The organism is Pseudaquabacterium terrae, assembly GCF_013266755.1.
Taxonomy (GTDB): domain Bacteria; phylum Pseudomonadota; class Gammaproteobacteria; order Burkholderiales; family Burkholderiaceae_C; genus Pseudaquabacterium; species Pseudaquabacterium terrae.
Window position 1 is genome coordinate 1 of record NZ_JABRWJ010000022.1, and the last position, 18,618, is coordinate 18,618.

Consider the following 18,618-nt stretch of genomic DNA (forward strand, 5'->3'; position numbering starts at 1 on the left):
CAGACTGCCGCCTTCGACCACTTGGCTACGTCGAGCGAGGAAATGGTGGCGGGGGTGCACGGACTCGAACCGCGTACCTTCGGTTTTGGAGACCGGCGCTCTGCCTGTTGAGCTACACCCCCTGTTGGACACGCTGAGCGAACGGCGGACGCGAAAGCCCGGTCATGGCTCGGCTGGATGCGAGTTCACTGCTTCATCACCCGCGTCATTTGAAACCCATGATCGGCTGTCGTGAAGCTCGGTGTCGAGCTTCACGACAGGCGACCTCGCGATCACTTGCTGTACCGGCTGAGACTACACCGGTGACCCCAGCACCTGTGTCGGGTTATCCGGACGCTTGCGGCGTCTGTTTCCGACTCGTCCACCATGAACGTCTTGCGACGCTCCGTGGTGTGCTGGCACGGCGGCCTTTGTTGGAGTGTGGCTGGTCACTCGTCACGCTGCCCCTGCGTGCGGACTTCGATCGATCACCTCCAGCCTTTCGGGCCTCGGGTGACCTCGGTTCGGTCTTTCGACCGCCGAGGCTTACGCCGCTTTCGTGCAGTGTCGGGAACGTCTTTGCGTTTGACTTTGAATCCTCGCTTTCGACGTGTCGCCACGTCTCATCTTGTCGGACCTCAGGCGGCCCGGAACCAAGGTTCGACAAACGCACCCGCTTGCCCGCATGGGGCGGGGACTACGGCGTTCTTGATGCGCTTGTCGAACACGGCTGCAGCGTATTCGGTCTGGAGCCTCGTGCACGATTCGAACGTGCGACCTCCGGTTTCGTAGACCGGCGCTCTGGTCCTGCTGAGCTAACGAGGCATGTGATGATGGACGGATGCTGACCGACGGCAGAACCCGGTATGCATCCCGTGCAATGACCTGGCGCCCCGTGCGGGAGTCGAACCCGCGGCTTCCGGCTAGACAGGCCGGCACTCTGGCCACTGAGTTAACGGAGCATGGAGACCCGGTGCCCGGTCGGGGCGGGTATTGATGAGTGGTGGGCGTTGATGGATTCGAACCACAGGCAGCCGCAATCGACCTCTCTGCCAAACGCCCGGCGACCTGGTGGAGATGGTCGGCTTCGAACCGACGACCCTCTGCTTGCAAAGCAGGCGCTCTTCCATCTGAGCTACACCCCCTGTGAAGTGTCCGGTGACGGGTTCCGGCGCCGCCCAATCGTTGCGGCCGATTTCCGCCCTCGAGGCGCGCGTGCGCCGAGGGCTCCTGTCTGGCATCCCGTACGGGAGTCGAACCCGTGATCTCCGAGTTGAAAGCCCGGTGTCCTTGACCACTAGACGAACGGGACATGCGTTGGCGGCTGCTGCTGCCGGCTGAGCTACGAGGGCAAGAGTGGGATCCATGTCGGCTGTGCCCACACGCGCGGCGCCCAGTGCACCAGGCGCATCGCTGCACGTGTCCCGCAGCGTGGCCACGCACATGCACGCAGGCGAACCGGCGCTTGTGCACGGACACACCCGACATGGAGCGGACGACGAGTCTCGAACTCGTGGCCTCGACCCTGGCGAGGTCGCGCTCTGCCAACTGAGCTACATCCGCATGTTGCGAGAACGACCTGCCGGCCAGTACCGGCGGCGCCTCGCTGCAACTTGTTAAAGAGCCACCAGCAGCCAACGCGGCGGGTGTCGCGGACCAAGCAGCCTCGGTCCGCTGCGACACCTGCCTGCCCGGCGGGTCGCGGTTGGGTTGATGGCACATGGGTAGCGCCAGGAATGACAAAGGCCCGGATCCTTTCGGAATCCGGGCCTCTTTCGAGCCTGCTCTTGCGAGCTGGGAGGGGTGTGCGTCTACGCGCTTCCCTCGCCCGGTTGCATCTGGTCCTCATACGCGGCCAGTTCAAGCCTGGCGGCGACGACGCACGGATGCGGGTTCGTGCACCGATCCAATGCCTTGGCATTGACCATGGCCTTCGAGAACCACTGCGAACCGGCGTGCACGGCCGCACCGCAACCCGATGCGGGTCGAATGCTGGTCGTTGCAAATCGGCTGGCGTTCACGGCGTGTCCTCGATGGATCCTGGTGGCTCGGTGGCAGTCGGTTGTTAGGTCCTGGTTCCGTCGGACAAGTCTTTGACCTGACGTCGGGAATCGATGGCTGAAGTGTGAAGACTCTTCACGAGGTCGTCAACCCCTTTCTGTGAAGAATCTTCACGTTGATGCGAAAATCCCATCTCCGCTTCCGAAACCGCGCGCTGCTCCCGTGACCGACCCCCACCACATCCGCCGCAACAACGCCCACGCGGCGTTCCAGGCCTTCGCAGAGGAGCGCCTGGCATCTGGCCATGCCCCGAAGGGGCTCGAGCAGGCGTTCGCCGAGGTGTTGGAGATCAGCCCGGCACTGTGGTCGATGACCAAGTCCGGCTCGCGCCCCATGAGCGACAAGCTCGCTCGCCAGTTCGAGGTGCGGCTGGGCAAGCCGGTCGGCTGGATGGATGAAGAGCGCGAGCCCCATGGGCTGACGCAGGCGGAGCAGCACACGATGGCACTCGCGCTGGCGGCGTATCGACGCACCAACGCCGAGGGGCGCCGGCGTCTGCGCGCCTTGCTGAAGGATTTCACTTGAGCAGCGCGAGGCCGCTCGCATGCACCACCTGCGTGGTCCGGACGCCGATACGAACGGTCCGCCGCTGAGGCTTGGAACCAGGCTCAGATCACCTCGCCTTTCGGCCCTTCTTCGAGCACCTGCCGAAGCCGGCTGACCGCGCTGGACCACCTACCCAATCACGCTATCGCAGCCGTGCGCCGCCGCTCCGCACTCGGCGGGTAGCCGAACATCGCGCGGTAAGCCTTGCTGAAATGCGACGACGACTGAAAGCCGCAGGCGATCGTGATCTGCATGATCGGCACGCTGCTCAGCATCAGCAGCTCGCGTGCGCGGCGCAGCCGCAGGTTCATGTAGTAGTGCGCCGGCTTGGCGCTCAGGTAGCTATGGAACAGCCGCTCGAGCTGGCGCAGCGAGATGTGGATCGCGTCGGCGATCTCCTGCAGCGGCAGCGGCTCCTCGATGTTGGCCGCCATGATCTCCACCGTTTCGCGCAGGTGCTGGTAGCCCGGCCCCACCCGTTCGGGCATCGGCATGCGCTGGCGGTCGCCCGCCGCACGCTGGCGCTCGACGATGAACTGCTCGGAAATGTCGCGCGCCAGCGCGGCGCCGTGCTCGGCGCGTATCAGGTGCAGCATCAGGTCGAGCGGTGCGGTGCCGCCCGAGCAGGTGTAGCGGTCGCGGTCGATGATGAACACTTCCTGCGCGAACGCGACCTTCGGGAACTCCTCGCGGATCGCCGCCAGGTTTTCCCAATGGATCGCACAGCGGTAGCCGTCGAGCGCGCCGGCGCTGGCCAGCGCGAACGAGCCGGTGCACAGCGCACCGAGCGGCGTGCGGCGCGCCGCGCACTGGCGCAGCAGGCGGCGCACGTTGTCGTCGGTGGCGCCACGCACGCTGGTGCCGCCGCAGACGAAAACGATGTCGCAGCGCTCGACGGCGTCGCGCGGCAGCGTCGGCGCCATCACCAGGCCGTTGCTCGCCATCGATGGCGCGTCGTCGGCGGTGATCACGCTCCACCGGTAGAGCGCACGCCGGCTGATGTAGTTGGCCATGCGGAAACAGTCGATCGCATTGGCGAAGGCGATCATCGAGTGGTCGCGCAGCAGCACGAAGCCGATGTGGGTCGGTTCTCTGATTCGAGGCAACGTCATCTCAGCCTCCGCCGAGCCGCCTCAAGGAGGCTGAGCGCCCCCTCGGGGGGCAGGAGCGTAGCGACGTGGGGGCGCACATTTCTAACGGTCCAGCACCACGTCGGACAGCGGGCGGCTGCAGCAGGGCAGGATGAAACCCTGGTCGATCTCGCGCTGGCGGATGCCGCCGCTGTGGGCCATCACCACCTCGCCCGACAGCTTGTGGGTCTTGCAGGTGCCGCAGACGCCGCTGCTGCATGAAAACGGCAGGCGCAGGCCGGCACGCTGCGCGGCGCCGAGCAGGCGCTCGTCAGCGCCGCAACGGAATTCCTGCCCGATGCGGGCGAGCTTGATGACGAAGTCGGTGGTCGATGCCGGCGTCTCCGCGCTCGACAGTGTTTCGAACGAAAAGCTCTCCTCGCGATAGCGCCGCATGTCGTAACCCGCGGCGCCCAGCATTGCGCGCACGGCGGCCATGAAGGGCGCCGGGCCGCAGGTGTAGATGTCGCGCGCCAACAAGTCGGGCGCGATGTTGTCGAGCAGCGCTTGGCTGATCCGTCCCAGATAGCCTGCATACGCCGATTGCGCGCCACGCTGCTCGCACACCAGCGCCAGGCGAAAGTGCGGCAGGTTCTTCGCAAGCAGCGCCAGCTCGTCGGCGAACAGCACATCGGCGGGCGTGCGCGCGCAGTGCACGAACACGATGTCGGCGTCGCTCGCCAGATCGTGCAGCGCGCGGCTCATCGACATCAACGGCGTGATGCCGCTGCCGCCGGACAGGAACAGGTAACGCTCGGCCGGCTGCGCGAAGCAGCTGAACTGGCCGGCCGGCCCCATCACGTTCAAGCGGCTGCCGACACGCAGGTGTTCGTGCAGCCAATTCGACACCCGCCCACCGGGCACACGCTTGACGGTGATGCTCACGCGGTCCGGCCGCGTCGGTGTGGACGACAAGGTGTAGCAGCGATTCACCCGCTCGCCATCGATGTCGAGCTCGAGCGTGATGAACTGGCCCGGCAGATAGCGGAAGCTGCGTGCCGACGGCGCCTGCAGCACGAAGGTCTTCACGTCGTGGGTTTCGTCGCGCACCTGCGCACACACGAGCCCACCGTCGTCGTCGGCCTGCCAGGTCGGCGCGGCGGCGCAGGCGAAGTCGGGAATGCGCGCGTTCATGGCATCAAAGCGCCAGCGCGCGCATGCGCTGCACGTACCAGTTGCAGAACTTCTCGACCAGCTCTTCGGTGTAGGGCGAATAGGGCCCGGGCTCGTAGGCCGCATTCGCGACGCCGATCTGCGACTCTTCGACGAGTCGGCGGTCCTGGTCGTTGGTGGCGTTCCACACCGCGGTCAGGTTCTTCACGTCGTAGTCCACCCCTTCGACCGCGTCCTTGTGCACACACCAGGTCGTGCGAACGAGGGTGCGATCGGCGCTGATCGGCAGCACCGCAAAGCTCACCACGTGGTCGCTCATGAAGTGGTGCCACGAGTTCGGCTGGGTCCAGAACGACAGGCCGCCGAGTGCCGCGGCGGTGAAACCGCCGAGCAGCTTCTTGCACGCCACCTGCGCGTTCAGCGTCTGCGATTCGCCGGCGCGGTCCAGCGGCAGGCGCTGGGTGCGAAAACCCGTCACGCGCTGGTCGAGCGTATCGATCTCGCGCGACGGCAGGCCCATGGCTTCCCAGCGCGCATGGCTTGCCGCCAGCGTGTCCTTGAAGCGCTGGATGCCCTCGGCGTTCTGCGGGCTCGGGCGGTAACCGAAGCCGTATTCGTAGAGCGAGACGGTGAGCTCCGGATGGTTGGCCACGCAGTGATAACACTCACGGTTGTTCTCCAGCGTCAGCTTCCAGTTGCCCTTTTCGATGATGTCGACCTGCGCCGCGACCTTGCAGTCGGCCAGACGGTGCGGCGCGAGGTAGGGCGCCGTCTCGCGCAGCATCGCATCGATGTCGTCGGGCGCGTCGTCGGCCAGGCAGATGAAGATCAGGCCGGCGAGCGTGCGCACATGCACCGGCTTCAAGCCATGCCGGCTGCGGTCGAAATCGGCCGGCATGTGGTCGGCGTGGATCAGCGTGCCGGCGAGGTCGTAAGTCCACTGGTGGTAGGGGCAGACGATGTTGCCGACGGCGCCGTGCTGCGCCGCGCACAGACGCGTGCCGCGGTGCCGGCAGACGTTGTGGAAGGCACGCACCTGCCGGTCGTCGTCGCGCACCAGCAGCACCGAGTTGCGGCCGATGTCGACGCTCACGTAGTCGCCCGGCTCGGCCAGTTGCGGCTCGACGGCGACGAAGAGCCAGTGCCTGCCGAACACATGCTCCAGGTCGGCGGCGAACACCGCGTCGCTCAGGTAGAACGGCGCCTCCAGGCTGTGGCCCGGGCGGCGGCGCGCGAGCAGCGCTTGCAGTGACGGTGGGGTGGTGGGCATCTCAGAAACTCAGCAGCGAATGCGTTTGCAGATAGTCGAAAACGGCGCGTGCCTTGGCCTCGGCGCTGCCGTCGCGCAGCAGCGTGCCGGCGGCGCTGCGCTGCTCGGTGGCGATCGCGTCGCGCATGCGGCTGTGGCCGCTTTGTGCCTGCAGCGCTTGCAGGCGTTGCAGATGTCCGGACGCCGCCACGTATTGCCACGGTGAGGGTTCGGACTCGGGCCTGCGGACCGTGTGGCGCAGCACGCGGCCCGCCTGCTGGTCGCGGTACGAGTGGCGCAAGGTCACCGGCGCCGCGGGATGGACGGCGAAGACAGCCGGCGTGGCTACACGCAAGCGGCGCCGTGCGCCCTTGGGCAGGGCCTGCGTGGCGAGCCATGTGCCGGCTTCTTCGTGCAGTGCCACCACATCGGGGATCAGCGGGCGCTGCAGTTTCTCTGCGATCGCGTAGGGCAAGGCGCCGGAGCGCAGGCCGCCTTCGGCGCGCGTTCCGGTCAGCACCAGCGTGCTCGCGCGCAGCGCCGGGGCGAGCAGCGCGACCAAGTCGGCCTGGTGCGACTGCGCTTGCAGGATCTCGATGCAGGGCGCGCCCTGCGCGAGGTAGTCGCGCGCCACGGCGTCGGGCATGTCACCGCCGCAGAGCACCCGCACGTCGCGTGATGCGGCGACGCGCAGGGCCAGGCCCAATGCAATGGCGTCGCCCCCATTGCGCACCGGCCGGCCGCTCACTCGATGGGCGTGCCAGCCGACCAGAACCGTGATGGTGTTGTTCATCGTGTCGCGCGCGCCTTGTGGCGCTGCACCAGCGCGAGAAGCGATCGCATCAGCGCGCCGCTGTCTTCGACCGCGCTCAGGTCGGCGCGCCGCACCATCGGTGCCGCGGGGTCGAGGTTGACGGCGATCACGTGCCGGCAGTCCTTGATGCCTTGCAGGTGCTGCACGGCGCCCGAGATGCCGATCGCCAGATAACCCGAGGCGCTCACCGTCTTGCCGGTCGCGCCGATCTGCTGCTGGCGTTTGAAGGCACCGCTGTCGACCGCCACGCGCGAGGCGCCGACGGCTGCGCCGAGCTCGTTGGCGAGGGCGAGGAAGAGCGGCAGGTCGGTGACACCCTGGCCGGCGGCGAGGATGAGGTCGGCTTCTTCGAGGGCGATGTCGTCGGCGCGGCCGGGCTCGATGCCCAGGTCTTGCACACCGCTGAGCGGCAGCGGTGGAAGCTCGGGCGCGGCCTCGCGCTGACCGAGGCCGACGAAGGGCAGGCGCGTGTCGGCGACACCCCGTGCGAGCAGCATCACGGCGGCATGCGGGCGCAGCGCGTCGTGTGTCGCGTCGGCACGCACGCGCAGCGTGTCGCGGGTCAGCTCGATCACGTGGCAGGCGAGGCTGGCACCGGCCGCCGCGGCGTAGCGCCGGCCGAGCTCGCCGTCGGCGTCGCGATCGGCGAGCAGGATGTTTGATGGCTGCAGGCGGCGGGCGAGCTCGTCGAGCCACAGCACGGCTGCCTGCGGCTGCCAGCGGGTGTCGTCGTGGTGCACGCTGACGAGCATGCGGTCCCCACCCAACGAGGCCGCGTCGGGGTGGCAGGCGCCGAGCACCGCGACGATCACTTCGCAGTCGGGTCCGGCGAGCAGTGCGGCTGCGGCAATGACTTCGTGCACATGGCTGTCCAGCGCACCGCGATCGGCATGCGCGGCGACGAGCGTGCAGGAGCGGAAGGGGCCGGCGCTGCGCAGTGGCTTGACGCTGTCGTGCGCCAGCGTGATGGCGACGCTGCGCTCACCCTGCTCACTGCCGAGCACGATGCGACGCAGTCCTTGCGGCGCCGACACGGCCGGACGGCGCGGATCGATGCGGCGGATCAGGGGTTCGGCGAGGTTCATGTCGCCCCCACCGCGTTGGCCACCAACTCCGCCACGTCGAACACCTCCGGCCGCGATCCCACCACCCCTTCGAGCATCGCAGTGCACTGCGGGCACGCCACCGCCACCGCACCCGCGCCCACCTGACGCGCATCCGCGATGCGGATGTCCGGAATGCGTGTCTTGCCCGGAACATCGGTGTAGGGCGCGCCGCCGCCGCCGCCGCAACAACGACCACGCTCAGCATGCCGCTCCATCTCGACCAGCGTGATGCCGATGCCCTTCAACACCGCACGCGGCGCATTCACCTCGCGCCCGTAGCGACCGAGATAACACGGATCGTGGTACGTCATCACCTGAGCTGTCGCCTGCTTGATCGGCTGCAGCGTGCCCCGCGCCAGCAGATCGGCCAACAACTGCGTGTGATGCCAGACCTCGAGATGCGCCCCGAGTGCCGGGTATTCGTTTTTCAGGCAATGGAACAGGTGCGGGTCGGGGGTCACGATGCGGCGGACGTCGCGCGCGGCCAGCGTGTCGATCAACTGGCGAGCCAGACGCTGGAATGTCGCCTCGTCGCCGAGCCGGCGCGCCACATCGCCGCAATCCGTTTCTGCCGCGCCGAGCAATGCGAACTGCAGGCCCGCCTTCTTCAGCGTCTTCACCAGCGCGCGCAGCGTGCGCTGGTAACGCATGTCGAAGCCGCCTTCGCCCACCAGCAGCAGCCATTCGCTGCGCTCGCCCGCGACGAGCACCGGCACGTCGAGATCGACCGCCCAGTGGTGGCGTGCCGCCAGCGGATGGCCGCCCTGGGTGTCGGTTTCGCGCAGTTGCTGCAGGACTTCGGCGCCCTTGTTCGGCACCCTGCCGTCGACGAGCGCCAGGTGGCGGCGCATGCCGACCACCGCATCGACGTGTTCGATCAGCATCGGGCACTCCTGCACACAGGCGCGGCAGGTGGTGCACGACCACAGCGTGTCGGCGCCGATGCCGTGCGCGACGATCGACTCCTCTGCGCCGCTCTCCATGCCGGCCACCAGGTTCTGGATCAGCTGCTTCGGGTTCAGGGGCTGGCCGGCTGCGAGTGCGGGGCAGGCGGCTTCACACTTGCCGCATTGCACGCAGGCGTCGAAGGAGAGCAGCCGGTTCCACGCGAAGTCGCGTGGCGCCGCGACGCCCAGGTCGTCGGGGCACAGCGACAGCGGCTGCAATGCCGTCGCTGTCGGCGCAGCAGCGAAGCGCTCCGCGCGCGGATGAAGCCCCAGGTGCAGCAGCCCGGCGACGGCATGTTTCATCGGCCCGCCGAAGCCGATGCCGAGCGTGAGCTCGGCCGCGCCCGCTGCCAGCGCCAGCACGATCAACCCGGCGAACCACGGCGCGACGGCAGGACCGGCCAGCGCAACACCGATCACCGCGCCGGCAAACAGCATCAAGCTGTACGGCAGCCTGCTCCACGCACCACGCGACAGCCGCGCCGGCGGACGCCGCCTGCGCCACGCCATCGCTGCCGCACCGGCGAGCATCACCCCGCCGGCCATCAGCAAGCCCGCGTCGAGCCAGCGCGAGCGCAACAGCAAACCGTAGTTCAGCGCGGCGATCAAGAGCGCCACCACCGCGCCACCGGCCGTCGCGACATGGGCCCGTGCGACGAAAGGCTCGCGTGCCACCACGTGGTGCAGGTCGACCAAGTAGCGTTTCGGAATCGCCAACAAGCCCATCCAGTCGACGCTGGCAGCGCGCCCCGCGCGCCACAGCCGCGAACGCCGCCACAGCCCGAACAGCAGCACCGCGAGCGCACACCAGAACACCACGCCGACGAGTTGGGGCAAGCCGATCGTGCCCATCAGAAGTCCTTGCACAGGCGCAGCGCGTCGTAGATCGCCGCGTGGATGTTGTGCATCGAGATGCAGTCGCCAACGCGGAACAGCAGGAACCGGCCGCCACCCGTCGTCTCGTTCAAACAAGGCTGGGGCTGCGCCGCGAACAAGGCATCGATGTCGACCTGCCCCTTGTTGATCGAGCGCGCCTTCAACTGCCCGTACAGCGCATCGTTCGGCCGGGTGCCGTTTTCGACCACCACCTGGTCGACCGCACGTTCTTCGAGCGCATCGGTGTATTCGTTGCGCAGCACCGCGATCAGCTTGTCGCCTTCACGGTAGACACGGTCGAGCCAGGTGTTGGGGGTCTGGATCACGCCTTGTGCGTACAGGCGCCGGTAGAAGATCGGAAAGGTCGTGCCGCCCGTGTCGTCGGCCACCTTCACGTCGGGCGTGACGATCTCCACCAGCTTGCCGCGGCTCGCGATGTAGTCGGCCACCCCCGTGCCGGCATGCGTGCTGATCGCGTCGTAGACCAGCACGTTCTGCAGCGGCGCGACGGCGCCCGACAGGATGTCCCATCCGCTCACCACCAGCCCCTGCGCCGCGCCCCAGCCGGCCACCTGGTCGGTGTGCGGCAGGCCGCCGGTGGCGAGCACGACGATGTCGGGGCGCTCGTCGAGCAGCATCGACACATCGGCCTCGACACCCAGCCGGCGCTGTACGCCCAGGCGCTGCGTTTCCATGTCGAACCAGCGCACGATGCCGGCCATCTGCTCGCGCTGCGGCGCCTTGGCCGCCAGGTTGATCTGCCCGCCGACCTGCGCATTCCTTTCGAACAGCACCACGTCGTGGCCCCGTTCGCGTGCGACTCGCGCCGCCTCCAGACCGGCCGGGCCGGCCCCCACGACCACGACCTTGCGCTTCGGCCCGCTCGAGCGCTCGAGCACATGCGGCATCGTCTGCTCGCGGCTCGTCGCGGCGTTCTGCACACACAGCACGTCGAGCCCGTTGTACTGCCGGTCGATGCAATAGTTCGCGCCGACACATTGCTTGATCTCGTCTTCGCGCCCGTCGCGAATCTTGATGACCAGGTGCGGGTCGGCGATCTGCGCACGTGTCATGCCGACCATGTCGACCATGCCGGCCGCCAGGATGCGCTCGGCCTGCGATGCGCCGCGGATGCTCTGCGCATGCATCACGGGCACGCGGCTGACGGCCTTGATGCCGGCCGCAAGGTGCACGAACGGCTCGGGCGGCAGGGCCATCGGCGGCATGCAGTTGGCGAGTGTGTTGTGGGTGTCGGCCCCCGAGCCGACCACGCTGATGAAGTCGACCAGGCCGCTTTCCGACATCGCTTGCGCGATCTCCTTGGCCATCTCGTGATGGATGCCGTCGTCATGAAACTCGTCGCCGCACATGCGCAAGCCCACGCAGAAGTCGCGCCCCACTTGCTCGCGGATGGCGTTGAGGACTTCGATGCCGAAGCGCATGCGGTTGGCGAGCGAGCCGCCGTATTCGTCATCGCGCTGGTTGGTGCGCGGGCTCCAGAACTGGTCGATCAGGTGCTGGTGCGCGGCCGACACTTCGAGCCCGTCCATGCCGGCGGCCTGGACCCGTTTCGCGGCCTGGGCGTAGTCGGCCACGATGCGGCGAATCTCCTCGACCTCGATGGTCTTCGCGTTGCCGCGGTGCACCGGCTCGCGCACGCCCGAAGGGCTGACGAGGTGCGGCCAGTTCTCGCCATGCCAGGCGTTGCGCCGGCCCATGTGGGTGGCCTGGATCATGATCTTGGCGCCGTGCCGGTGCATCGTCGATGCCAGCCGGTTCAGCGGCTCGATCACCGCATCGGTCGACAGGTTGACCGAGCTCCACCACGACCACGGGCTGTCCTTGGCGACCGGGCTCGACCCGCCGCAGATCGCCAGGCCGACGCCGCCCCTGGCCTTTTCTTCGTAGTAGCGGATGTAGCGCTCGCCGGGCAATCCGCCTTCGGCGTAGACCTCGGCGTGCGCGGTGCTGACGATGCGGTTGCGCACCGTCAACTGGTTCAGCCGCATCGGCTCGAACAGGTGGGGGTAGCGCACGTTCGTCGCCCCTCAAGCGTCCAGCGGGCTCACGCTGAACACGCAGTGCGAATGCCCTTCGGCGGCGCACTGCGTTTCTGCGCTCAGCGTGCGGTAGCGTGCGCCGGTGTCTTCACCCACCCAGTCCATCGCGCCGGCAAACCAGCCGGCGAACAGGTAGCAGAGCTTGTCGTGCCGCACCGGCACGCCGGCGATGCCTTGCGCCAGCACGAACACTGAGTGGGTCAAGGCGATCTGCGCGTGGCCGCTGCGGGCGTCGGCGGCGATGAATTCGAACTGGCCCCAGCCGCGTTGCGACAGGCGTTGCAGATAGTGCTCGGCAACGGCGAGCCCCGACAAACGATGGGTCTGCGATTCCTGCGCACACCAGAAATGGGCCGAGCGATACCCCGCCGTGTACAGGCTCTGCGCGTACGCCGCGCGGCCGAGCGCCTTCTCGACCTCGACGTGGTTGTTGACGAAGAAGTGGCGCGGCAGATAGATCATCGGCAGGCCATCGGTGCGCCATACACCGGTGCTCGCATCCACGTCGATGGGCAACTGCGGTGTCATCAGGCGCCCCACACCTGCTTGAACAAACGCAGCCAGTTGCCGCCGATCACCTTCTCGATGCGGCTCGGTTTCCACCCGGCACGTTCCATCGCCGCCGTCAGGTTGGGCAACTCGCCGATCGTGCGAATGCCCAGCGGGTTGCGCACCGTGCCGAACTGCGTGAGCCGGCGGTGCCGCCCCTTGTCGTGGGTCAGCCACTCGAAGAACTCGTGCCCATGGCCTTGGGTGTGGTCGGTGCCGATGCCGACACAGTCTTCGCCGATGCGCTCGATCACGTAGCCGATCGCTTCGACATAGTCGTCGACCGTTGCATCGATGCCGCGCTTCAGGAACGGCGGGAACATCGTGACGCCGACGAAGCCGCCGCGGTCGGCGATGAACTTCAGTTGCTCGTCGCTCTTGTTGCGGGGGTGCTGCTTCAGCCCCGCCGGCAGGCAATGCGTGTAGGCGACAGGCTGCTTCGATTCGAGGATGGTCTCTTCGGACGTCCTGGCGCCGACATGCGACAGGTCGATCAGCATGCCGAGCCGGTTCATCTCGGCGATCACCTCGCGGCCGTAGTCGGACAGCCCGCCGTCGCGTTCGTAGCAGCCGGTGCCGATGAGATTCTGCGTGTTGTAGCAAAGCTGGACCACCCGCACGCCCATGTCGTGGAAGGCCTCGATGTGGCCGAGGTGGTCTTCGAAGGCATGGGCGTTCTGGAAGCCGAGGACGATGCCGGTCTTGTTGTCGCGCTGCGCCTGCAGGATGTCGCCGGTGCTGCGCACCAGGCTCGCGAGCTCGCTGTTCTCGCGGATCAGCGACTTCATCCGCGCGATGTTCTGCACGGTGGTCTTGAAGTCTTCCCAGACCGAGACCGTGCAGTTGGCGGCGGCAAGGCCGGCGCGGCGCATGTCTTCGAAGACCGCGCGGTCGAACTTCGCGATGATGAGCCCGTCGATGACGAGCGATTCCTGGTGCAGCGTGTGCATCGTCGCAACCTTTCAGGCGTAGATCGGAAAGCGCGCGGTCAATCCCTTCACCCGCTCATTGACCGATGCTTCGACATCCGCATCACCGTCGGGCCGTTGCCGCAGTGCATGCAGCACCTCGAGCATCAGCCCGGCGACTTCGCGGAACTCGCCTTCGCCGAAACCGCGTGTCGTGCACGCGGCGGTGCCCACACGAATGCCCGAGGTGACGGTCGGCTTCTCGGTGTCGAACGGAATGCCGTTCTTGTTGCAGGTGATGCCGGCACGTTCCAGCGCCACTTCGACCTGGTTGCCCTTCAAGCCCAGCGGCCGCAGGTCGACGAGCAGCAGGTGGTTGTCGGTGCCGCCGGTGGCGAGCGCCAGTCCGCCGGCTGCGAGCTCTTCCCCGAAGGCGCGTGCGTTGGCTACCACCTGTTGCGCATAGCGCTTGAAGCTCGGCTGCAGCGCTTCGGCAAAGGCCACCGCCTTCGCCGCGATCACATGCATCAACGGCCCGCCCTGTGCGCCCGGAAAGACAGCAGAGTTGATCTTCTTCGCAATCGCTTCGTCGTCGGTCAGGATCACGCCGCCGCGCGGGCCGCGCAGCGTCTTGTGGGTGGTCGAGGTCGTCACATGGGCATGCGGCAGCGGGCTCGGGTAGACGCCGGCGGCGACAAGCCCGGCCACATGGGCCATGTCGACCATCAAGGTCGCACCGACCTGGTCGGCGATGCGCCGAAAACGGGCCCAGTCGACCACCCGTGGGTAGGCCGAGAAGCCCGCGATGATCAGCTTCGGCCGGTGCTCCAGCGCCAGCCGTTCGACCTCGTCGTAGTCAATCAATGAATCCTCGCGCCGCACGCCGTACTGGACGGCGTTGAACCACTTGCCCGACAGCGCAGGCTTCGCGCCATGGGTCAGGTGTCCGCCGGCTGCCAGCGCCATGCCGAGCACCGTGTCGCCCGGCTGCAGCAGCGCCAGCATCACGGCGGTGTTGGCCTGCGCGCCCGAGTGCGGCTGCACGTTGGCGAACCTCGCGCCGAACAACTCGCACAGCCGTGTGATCGCCAGGCTTTCCACCACGTCGGCGTGTTCGCAGCCGCCGTAGTAGCGCTTGCCCGGGTAACCCTCGGCGTACTTGTTGGTGAAGGCGCAGCCTTGCGCTTCCAGCACCGCCCGCGAGACGATGTTCTCGGAGGCGATCAGCTCGACCTGCTGGCGCTGGCGCTGCACTTCGTTGCGGATGGTGCGCGAGACACCCGGGTCAACGTCGACCAGCGCAGCGGAGAAGAAAGGGCTCATGCGGCCTCCAGAAGGGGTGCGAACAGGGGATCGGCGCAGTGCTGCGGCGTGACGACACACAGGCCATACGGCCGCGCCGCACGTTCGACCAGGCGCCAGACGTAGTCGGCAAAGCTGCGCCGGAAGACGAGCAGCACGCCGGCCGCGTCGGCGCGAACGACGCTGACCGTCGCCTTCGAGAACACCGTGCCGACGCAGCGGCCGATCTGCAGCCGCTCGAAGTCGTACGGGCCCAGGTGGCGCAGCAGCCGAACGTGGTCCTTGCCCGCGAGGCGAAGCGTCGTGAAGCCGCCGCTCACGTCGACCACTTGCGCGAAGACGCCGGCCAACGCAGCGTTCAGCGATCCGACCCAACCGTCGCGCGCCGCGCGCGGGCAGACCAGCATCCATTCATCGGGCGACAGCCACAACGCCGCGCCATGGGACCAGCGCGCGAAGCTTGTCGGCCCCGTCGGCAACGGACTGCCGAGCACGCTGCCCACACGCTCGAGGAAATCCGCATCATCCGCACGACCGCGCACGATCACATAGCCCAGGTGCGCCAGCTCACAGGCGAGCACCCCATCGGCCGCGCCCGGCGCACGCGCGAGGGACTGCCAATCGAAACCTTGCAAGGGCGATTGCAGAAACGCGTTCAGCGGCGCATCGGTCGAAGCTCTAGACATTCTGGTGCTCCCCTTTCGGATCGACGAACACGCTCGAAGCCACCGTCACCGGCGTCAGCTTCCCGCGGGCACAGGCATACAAGGTCTGGCCCGTGCGCTGGGCACCCCCTGCCACCAGCGCCATTGCAAACGAGCGCCCGAGAAACGCGCTGTGGTAGCTGGAGCTCACATGCCCCAGCATCGCGGCGGGTGCATCGGTGTGCGGCGTTTCGAGGATCTGTGCGCCTTCGGCCAGCACCTCGTTCGCGTCGACCGGCAGCAGCCCGACGAGCTGTTTGCGGTCCGCACGCGCCGTGTCGCTGCGCGCCAGCGAGCGTTTGCCCAGGAAGCTGAACGGCTTCTTCATGCCCACCGCCCAGCCCATGCCCAGATCGATCGGCGACACCGAACCGTCGGTGTCCTGGCCGACGATGATGAAACCCTTCTCGGCCCGCAGCACGTGCATCGTCTCCGTCCCGTAGGGCGTGATGCCGAACTCGGCGCCGGCCGTCATCACCGCTTCCCACAGGTAGTGGCCGAAGCCCGACTCGACGTTGATCTCGTAGGCCAGCTCACCCGAGAAGCTGATGCGGAAGATGCGTGCCGCAAGGCCTGCCGCCGTGCCGCGGCGCCAGTCCATGAACTTGAACGCTTCGGCCGACAGGTCGACATCGCTCACCAGCCTGGCCAGTACCGCACGCGCCTTCGGCCCGACCACCGCGACGGTCGACCAGTGGTCGGTCACCGAAGTCATCCACACGCGCAGCTCCGGCCACTCGGTCTGGTGCCAGCGCTCCAGCCACGCCAGCACCCGCGCCGCGCCGCCGGTGGTGGTGGTCATGTAGAACTGGGTGTCGTGGATGCAGGCGGTGACGCCGTCGTCCATCACCATGCCGTTCTCGTCGAGCATCAGGCCGTAGCGGCACTTGCCGGGCGCGAGCTGGCTCCAGGCATTGGCGTAGATGCGGTTGAGGAACTCGCGCGCATCGGGCCCGTCGATCTGGATCTTGCCGAGCGTCGACGCGTCCATCACCGCGACACCTTGCCGCGCCGCGCGGCATTCGCGTGCGACGGCGGTGTGGATAGCCTCGCCGGGCTGCGGAAAGTACCAGGGGCGCAGCCACTGGCCCACCGGCTCGAACTCGGCACCGCGCGCGACATGCGCCGCGTGGATCGCCGTCGTGCGGCGGGGGTCGAAGGTGTCGCCCTGCATCGCGCCGGCCAGCGCCCCCAGCGTCACCGGCGTGTAGGCCGGTCGATAGGTGGTGGTGCCGACCTCGGCCACCGGCCGCCGCAGCGTGCGTGCGGTGATCGCGACACCGTTGATGTTGGACAGCTTGCCCTGGTCGGTGCCGAAACCGAGCGCCGTGTAGCGTTTCACATGCTCGATCGACTGCCAGTTCTCGCGCACCGCGAGCACGATGTCGGCGGCCGTGACGTCGTTCTGATAATCGACAAAGGCCGTGGCCCCGGCGCCTTCCGCCTTGCCGTCGGGCAGGCGAAACATCGGACGCGCCGGCTGGCGCGGGCGGCGCGTGGCGTGCGGCGACACCAGCACGTCGGGACGCTCGAGGTCGTGGATCACGCGTTGCATCGCTTCGGTGGTCTGTGCCAGTGCATCGGCCAGCTCGAAGGCGCCGGTGACCGCACCGGCGCAGGCCACGCCCTCGCGGCCCTCGCGCGGTGCGACAAAGGCCGCCACGGCTTCGTCCCAGCGCGGGCGGCTGCCGTCGTGGCAGAACAGGTGCACGGTGGGCGACAGGCCGCCCGAGCTCAGCACGACGTCGCACTCGACGAGCGGCCCATCGCCGATCACGTCGTCGCGCTCGTGATGCAGCCGCACGAGCCGCGCAGCGCGCACCTCGCCGCGGCCGGTGACCTCGGCGATGCCGTGGCCGGCCAGCACGCGCAGCCCCGCGACCGGCCGCGGCGCGCGGGACAGCGGCCGCACGTCGGCCACCGTCACGCGCGCGCCCGCCGCCACCAGCAGCTCGGCCGCGTCGTAGACCAGGTCGCTGCTGCCGCAGATCAGCACCCGCTCGCCAACGCGCACGCCATAGCGCTGCAGATAGGTCTGCGCGGCCGACACCGTCATCACGCCCGGCCGGTCGTTGTTGCCGAACACGAGCGGACGCTCGATCGCGCCCGTGGCCAGCACGACCTGCTTCGCGCGGATCTTGTGCAGCCGTTGCCGCGGCAGCGCGGCATTGCGCTGCGCCGGTGCCAGGTGGTCCTGCACCAGCTCGACCGCCTGCACGAGGTTCTGGTCGTACAGGCCGAAGGCCGTCGTACGTGCCAGGCAGCTCACCTGCGGCATGGCAGACAACGCGGCCAGCGAGGCGCGGATGAACGCTGCGCCATCGCGGCCTTCGATCTGCGCGTAGGGGTCCGACAGCAGCCAGCCGCCGAATTCGGCCTGCTCGTCGACCAGCAGCGTCTTCAGCCCGGCGCGCCCGGCCTGCAGCGCGGCCAGCAGCCCGCAGGCGCCACCGCCGACCACCAGCACGTCGACATGGTGGTGAAGGTGATCGTAGTGTTCGGGGTCCGGCAGCTCGGGCGCGCGGCCGAAGCCGGCCAGCTTTCGGATCACCGCCTCGTAGGCCGGCCACAGCGCGCGCGGCCACTTGAAGGTCTTGCTGTAGAAGCCGGCCGGCATGAAGCGCCCGGCGATGCCGAGCGCCGCCTTCCAGTCGAACGCGAGCGACGGCCAACCGGAGGTCGGCTGCGCCACGAAGCCTTCGTACAGCTCGGCCTGCGTCGCCTTGACGTTGGGCACGGTCCAGGCGCCGACGCCGGCCTGCACCAGCGCGTTCGGCTCTTCCGACCCGGCGCCGACGATGCCGCGCGGCCGGCCGTATTTGAAGCTGCGCGCCAGCCGCCGCACGCCGTTGGCGAGCAGCGCGGAGGCGAGCGTGTCGCCGGGGTGGGCGGCGTAGTCGCGGCCGTCGAATCGGAAGTGGATCGTGCGTGACGTGTCGATGCGCGCGCCGGGCACCGGAACCCGCTGGCCGCTCACGATGCCGCCTCCTCGGCCAGGAACTTTTCCTTGCCCTCGGCCAGCGTCCAGCTGCCGGCGATTGCATAACTGCCGGTGTGCCGCTTCACCGCGAACACCTTGCGGCAGCCGCTGCTGTGCATCCATTGCTCCCAGAACCAGCCGCGGGTATTGCGGCGCATGAAGAGGTAATCGCCCCAGGCGGCGTCGTCGACCGTGTCGGGCGCAGCGGGGCGCGCGATGTAGGCCTCGCCGGCGTAGCTGAACTCCTCTTCGTCGCGCAGCTCGCGGCAATGGGGGCAGTGCAGTTGGAACATT

The 18,618-nt window shown here is 68.1% G+C and carries 15 protein-coding genes and 7 tRNA genes; 1 reads left to right on the plus strand and 21 read right to left on the minus strand.

Annotation, left to right across the window (positions count from 1 at the left end; genetic code table 11):
- Window positions 1–46: 46 nt before the first annotated feature.
- The 8 genes from HLB44_RS35375 to HLB44_RS35410 all read right to left on the minus strand — a co-directional run bounded on the left by HLB44_RS35375 (window position 47) and on the right by HLB44_RS35410 (window position 2,000).
- A tRNA-Trp gene (locus tag HLB44_RS35375) sits at window positions 47–122 on the minus strand.
- Between the two features lie 604 nt (window positions 123–726).
- Window positions 727–804: transfer RNA gene (locus tag HLB44_RS35380), tRNA-Arg, on the minus strand.
- A gap of 61 nt (window positions 805–865) precedes the next feature.
- A tRNA-Asp gene (locus HLB44_RS35385) sits at window positions 866–941 on the minus strand.
- A 39-nt stretch (window positions 942–980) separates the two neighbouring features.
- A tRNA-OTHER gene (locus tag HLB44_RS35390) sits at window positions 981–1,041 on the minus strand.
- A 7-nt stretch (window positions 1,042–1,048) separates the two neighbouring features.
- Window positions 1,049–1,124 (minus strand) — tRNA-Ala (locus HLB44_RS35395).
- 90 nt (window positions 1,125–1,214) lie between these two features.
- A tRNA-Glu gene (locus tag HLB44_RS35400) sits at window positions 1,215–1,291 on the minus strand.
- 175 nt (window positions 1,292–1,466) lie between these two features.
- A tRNA-Gly gene (locus HLB44_RS35405) sits at window positions 1,467–1,542 on the minus strand.
- Between the two features lie 248 nt (window positions 1,543–1,790).
- A complete protein-coding gene (locus HLB44_RS35410) occupies window positions 1,791–2,000 on the minus strand; it encodes a hypothetical protein (RefSeq protein WP_173135218.1) in 210 nt (69 codons plus the stop codon).
- A 202-nt stretch (window positions 2,001–2,202) separates the two neighbouring features.
- Between HLB44_RS35410 and HLB44_RS35415 the strand changes: the two genes are divergently transcribed.
- On the plus strand, window positions 2,203–2,565 hold the full coding sequence (locus HLB44_RS35415) for a hypothetical protein (protein ID WP_173135221.1): 363 nt from the start codon (window positions 2,203–2,205) through the stop codon (window positions 2,563–2,565).
- 158 nt (window positions 2,566–2,723) lie between these two features.
- Here HLB44_RS35415 and HLB44_RS35420 read toward each other — a convergent pair whose 3' ends face one another.
- From HLB44_RS35420 to HLB44_RS35480, 13 genes are all read right to left on the minus strand, one after another.
- A complete protein-coding gene (locus tag HLB44_RS35420; protein WP_173135224.1) occupies window positions 2,724–3,698 on the minus strand; it encodes a GlxA family transcriptional regulator in 975 nt (324 codons plus the stop codon).
- A gap of 81 nt (window positions 3,699–3,779) precedes the next feature.
- Window positions 3,780–4,850 (minus strand): FAD-binding oxidoreductase, encoded by a 1,071-nt coding sequence (locus tag HLB44_RS35425; RefSeq protein WP_173135226.1) that lies wholly within the window; start codon window positions 4,848–4,850, stop codon window positions 3,780–3,782.
- 4 nt (window positions 4,851–4,854) lie between these two features.
- Entirely contained in the window at window positions 4,855–6,099 is a 1,245-nt protein-coding gene (locus HLB44_RS35430; RefSeq protein WP_173135228.1) for an aromatic ring-hydroxylating oxygenase subunit alpha, read from the minus strand.
- Between the two features lies 1 nt (window position 6,100).
- On the minus strand, window positions 6,101–6,871 hold the full coding sequence (locus HLB44_RS35435; RefSeq protein ID WP_173135229.1) for an adenine nucleotide alpha hydrolase family protein: 771 nt from the start codon (window positions 6,869–6,871) through the stop codon (window positions 6,101–6,103).
- Window positions 6,868–7,977 (minus strand): electron transfer flavoprotein subunit alpha/FixB family protein, encoded by a 1,110-nt coding sequence (locus HLB44_RS35440; protein WP_173135232.1) that lies wholly within the window; start codon window positions 7,975–7,977, stop codon window positions 6,868–6,870. Before HLB44_RS35440 ends, HLB44_RS35435 begins: the two co-directional genes overlap by 4 nt.
- Window positions 7,974–9,797, minus strand: a complete 1,824-nt coding sequence (locus tag HLB44_RS35445; RefSeq protein ID WP_173135234.1) for a DUF3483 domain-containing protein — start codon at window positions 9,795–9,797, stop codon at window positions 7,974–7,976. Before HLB44_RS35445 ends, HLB44_RS35440 begins: the two co-directional genes overlap by 4 nt.
- Window positions 9,797–11,857: an oxidoreductase gene (locus tag HLB44_RS35450; RefSeq protein ID WP_173135236.1), complete on the minus strand. Its 2,061-nt coding sequence runs from the start codon at window positions 11,855–11,857 to the stop codon at window positions 9,797–9,799. Before HLB44_RS35450 ends, HLB44_RS35445 begins: the two co-directional genes overlap by 1 nt.
- A 12-nt stretch (window positions 11,858–11,869) precedes the next feature.
- Window positions 11,870–12,409, minus strand: coding sequence for a 4-vinyl reductase (locus tag HLB44_RS35455; protein WP_173135318.1), 540 nt, complete (start codon window positions 12,407–12,409; stop codon window positions 11,870–11,872).
- The gene (locus HLB44_RS35460) at window positions 12,409–13,380 is read right to left on the minus strand and encodes a dipeptidase (RefSeq protein WP_173135238.1); all 972 of its coding nucleotides are present in this window, start codon (window positions 13,378–13,380) and stop codon (window positions 12,409–12,411) included. The genes HLB44_RS35455 and HLB44_RS35460 overlap by 1 nt, the downstream gene beginning before the upstream one ends.
- Before the next feature lie 12 nt (window positions 13,381–13,392).
- Window positions 13,393–14,661, minus strand: a complete 1,269-nt coding sequence (gene glyA, locus HLB44_RS35465) for a serine hydroxymethyltransferase (RefSeq protein WP_173135241.1) — start codon at window positions 14,659–14,661, stop codon at window positions 13,393–13,395.
- Window positions 14,658–15,326 carry a sarcosine oxidase subunit gamma gene (locus HLB44_RS35470; protein WP_173135244.1) on the minus strand — a complete coding sequence of 223 codons (669 nt, stop codon included), beginning with the start codon at window positions 15,324–15,326 and terminating at the stop codon, window positions 14,658–14,660. The genes glyA and HLB44_RS35470 overlap by 4 nt, the downstream gene beginning before the upstream one ends.
- The gene (locus HLB44_RS35475; RefSeq protein WP_343051775.1) at window positions 15,319–18,321 is read right to left on the minus strand and encodes a sarcosine oxidase subunit alpha family protein; all 3,003 of its coding nucleotides are present in this window, start codon (window positions 18,319–18,321) and stop codon (window positions 15,319–15,321) included. Before HLB44_RS35475 ends, HLB44_RS35470 begins: the two co-directional genes overlap by 8 nt.
- Complete coding sequence (locus HLB44_RS35480) at window positions 18,318–18,617, minus strand: sarcosine oxidase subunit delta (RefSeq protein WP_246312662.1); 300 nt, start codon at window positions 18,615–18,617, stop codon at window positions 18,318–18,320. The genes HLB44_RS35475 and HLB44_RS35480 overlap by 4 nt, the downstream gene beginning before the upstream one ends.
- Window position 18,618 lies beyond the last annotated feature (1 nt).

Excerpts from the sequence above, each read along its gene's own strand:
- HLB44_RS35455 (WP_173135318.1), bottom strand. The coding sequence starts at position 12,409 with ATGACACCGCAGTTGCCCATCGACGTGGATGCGAGCACCGGTGTATGG.
- HLB44_RS35420 (WP_173135224.1), bottom strand. The coding sequence starts at position 3,698 with ATGACGTTGCCTCGAATCAGAGAACCGACCCACATCGGCTTCGTGCTG.
- HLB44_RS35440 (WP_173135232.1), bottom strand. The coding sequence starts at position 7,977 with ATGAACCTCGCCGAACCCCTGATCCGCCGCATCGATCCGCGCCGTCCG.
- HLB44_RS35480 (WP_246312662.1), bottom strand. The coding sequence starts at position 18,617 with ATGTTCCAACTGCACTGCCCCCATTGCCGCGAGCTGCGCGACGAAGAG.
- HLB44_RS35445 (WP_173135234.1), bottom strand. The coding sequence starts at position 9,797 with ATGGGCACGATCGGCTTGCCCCAACTCGTCGGCGTGGTGTTCTGGTGT.
- HLB44_RS35470 (WP_173135244.1), bottom strand. The coding sequence starts at position 15,326 with ATGTCTAGAGCTTCGACCGATGCGCCGCTGAACGCGTTTCTGCAATCG.
- HLB44_RS35430 (WP_173135228.1), bottom strand. The coding sequence starts at position 6,099 with ATGCCCACCACCCCACCGTCACTGCAAGCGCTGCTCGCGCGCCGCCGC.
- HLB44_RS35425 (WP_173135226.1), bottom strand. The coding sequence starts at position 4,850 with ATGAACGCGCGCATTCCCGACTTCGCCTGCGCCGCCGCGCCGACCTGG.
- HLB44_RS35460 (WP_173135238.1), bottom strand. The coding sequence starts at position 13,380 with ATGCACACGCTGCACCAGGAATCGCTCGTCATCGACGGGCTCATCATC.
- glyA (WP_173135241.1), bottom strand. The coding sequence starts at position 14,661 with ATGAGCCCTTTCTTCTCCGCTGCGCTGGTCGACGTTGACCCGGGTGTC.
- HLB44_RS35435 (WP_173135229.1), bottom strand. The coding sequence starts at position 6,871 with ATGAACAACACCATCACGGTTCTGGTCGGCTGGCACGCCCATCGAGTG.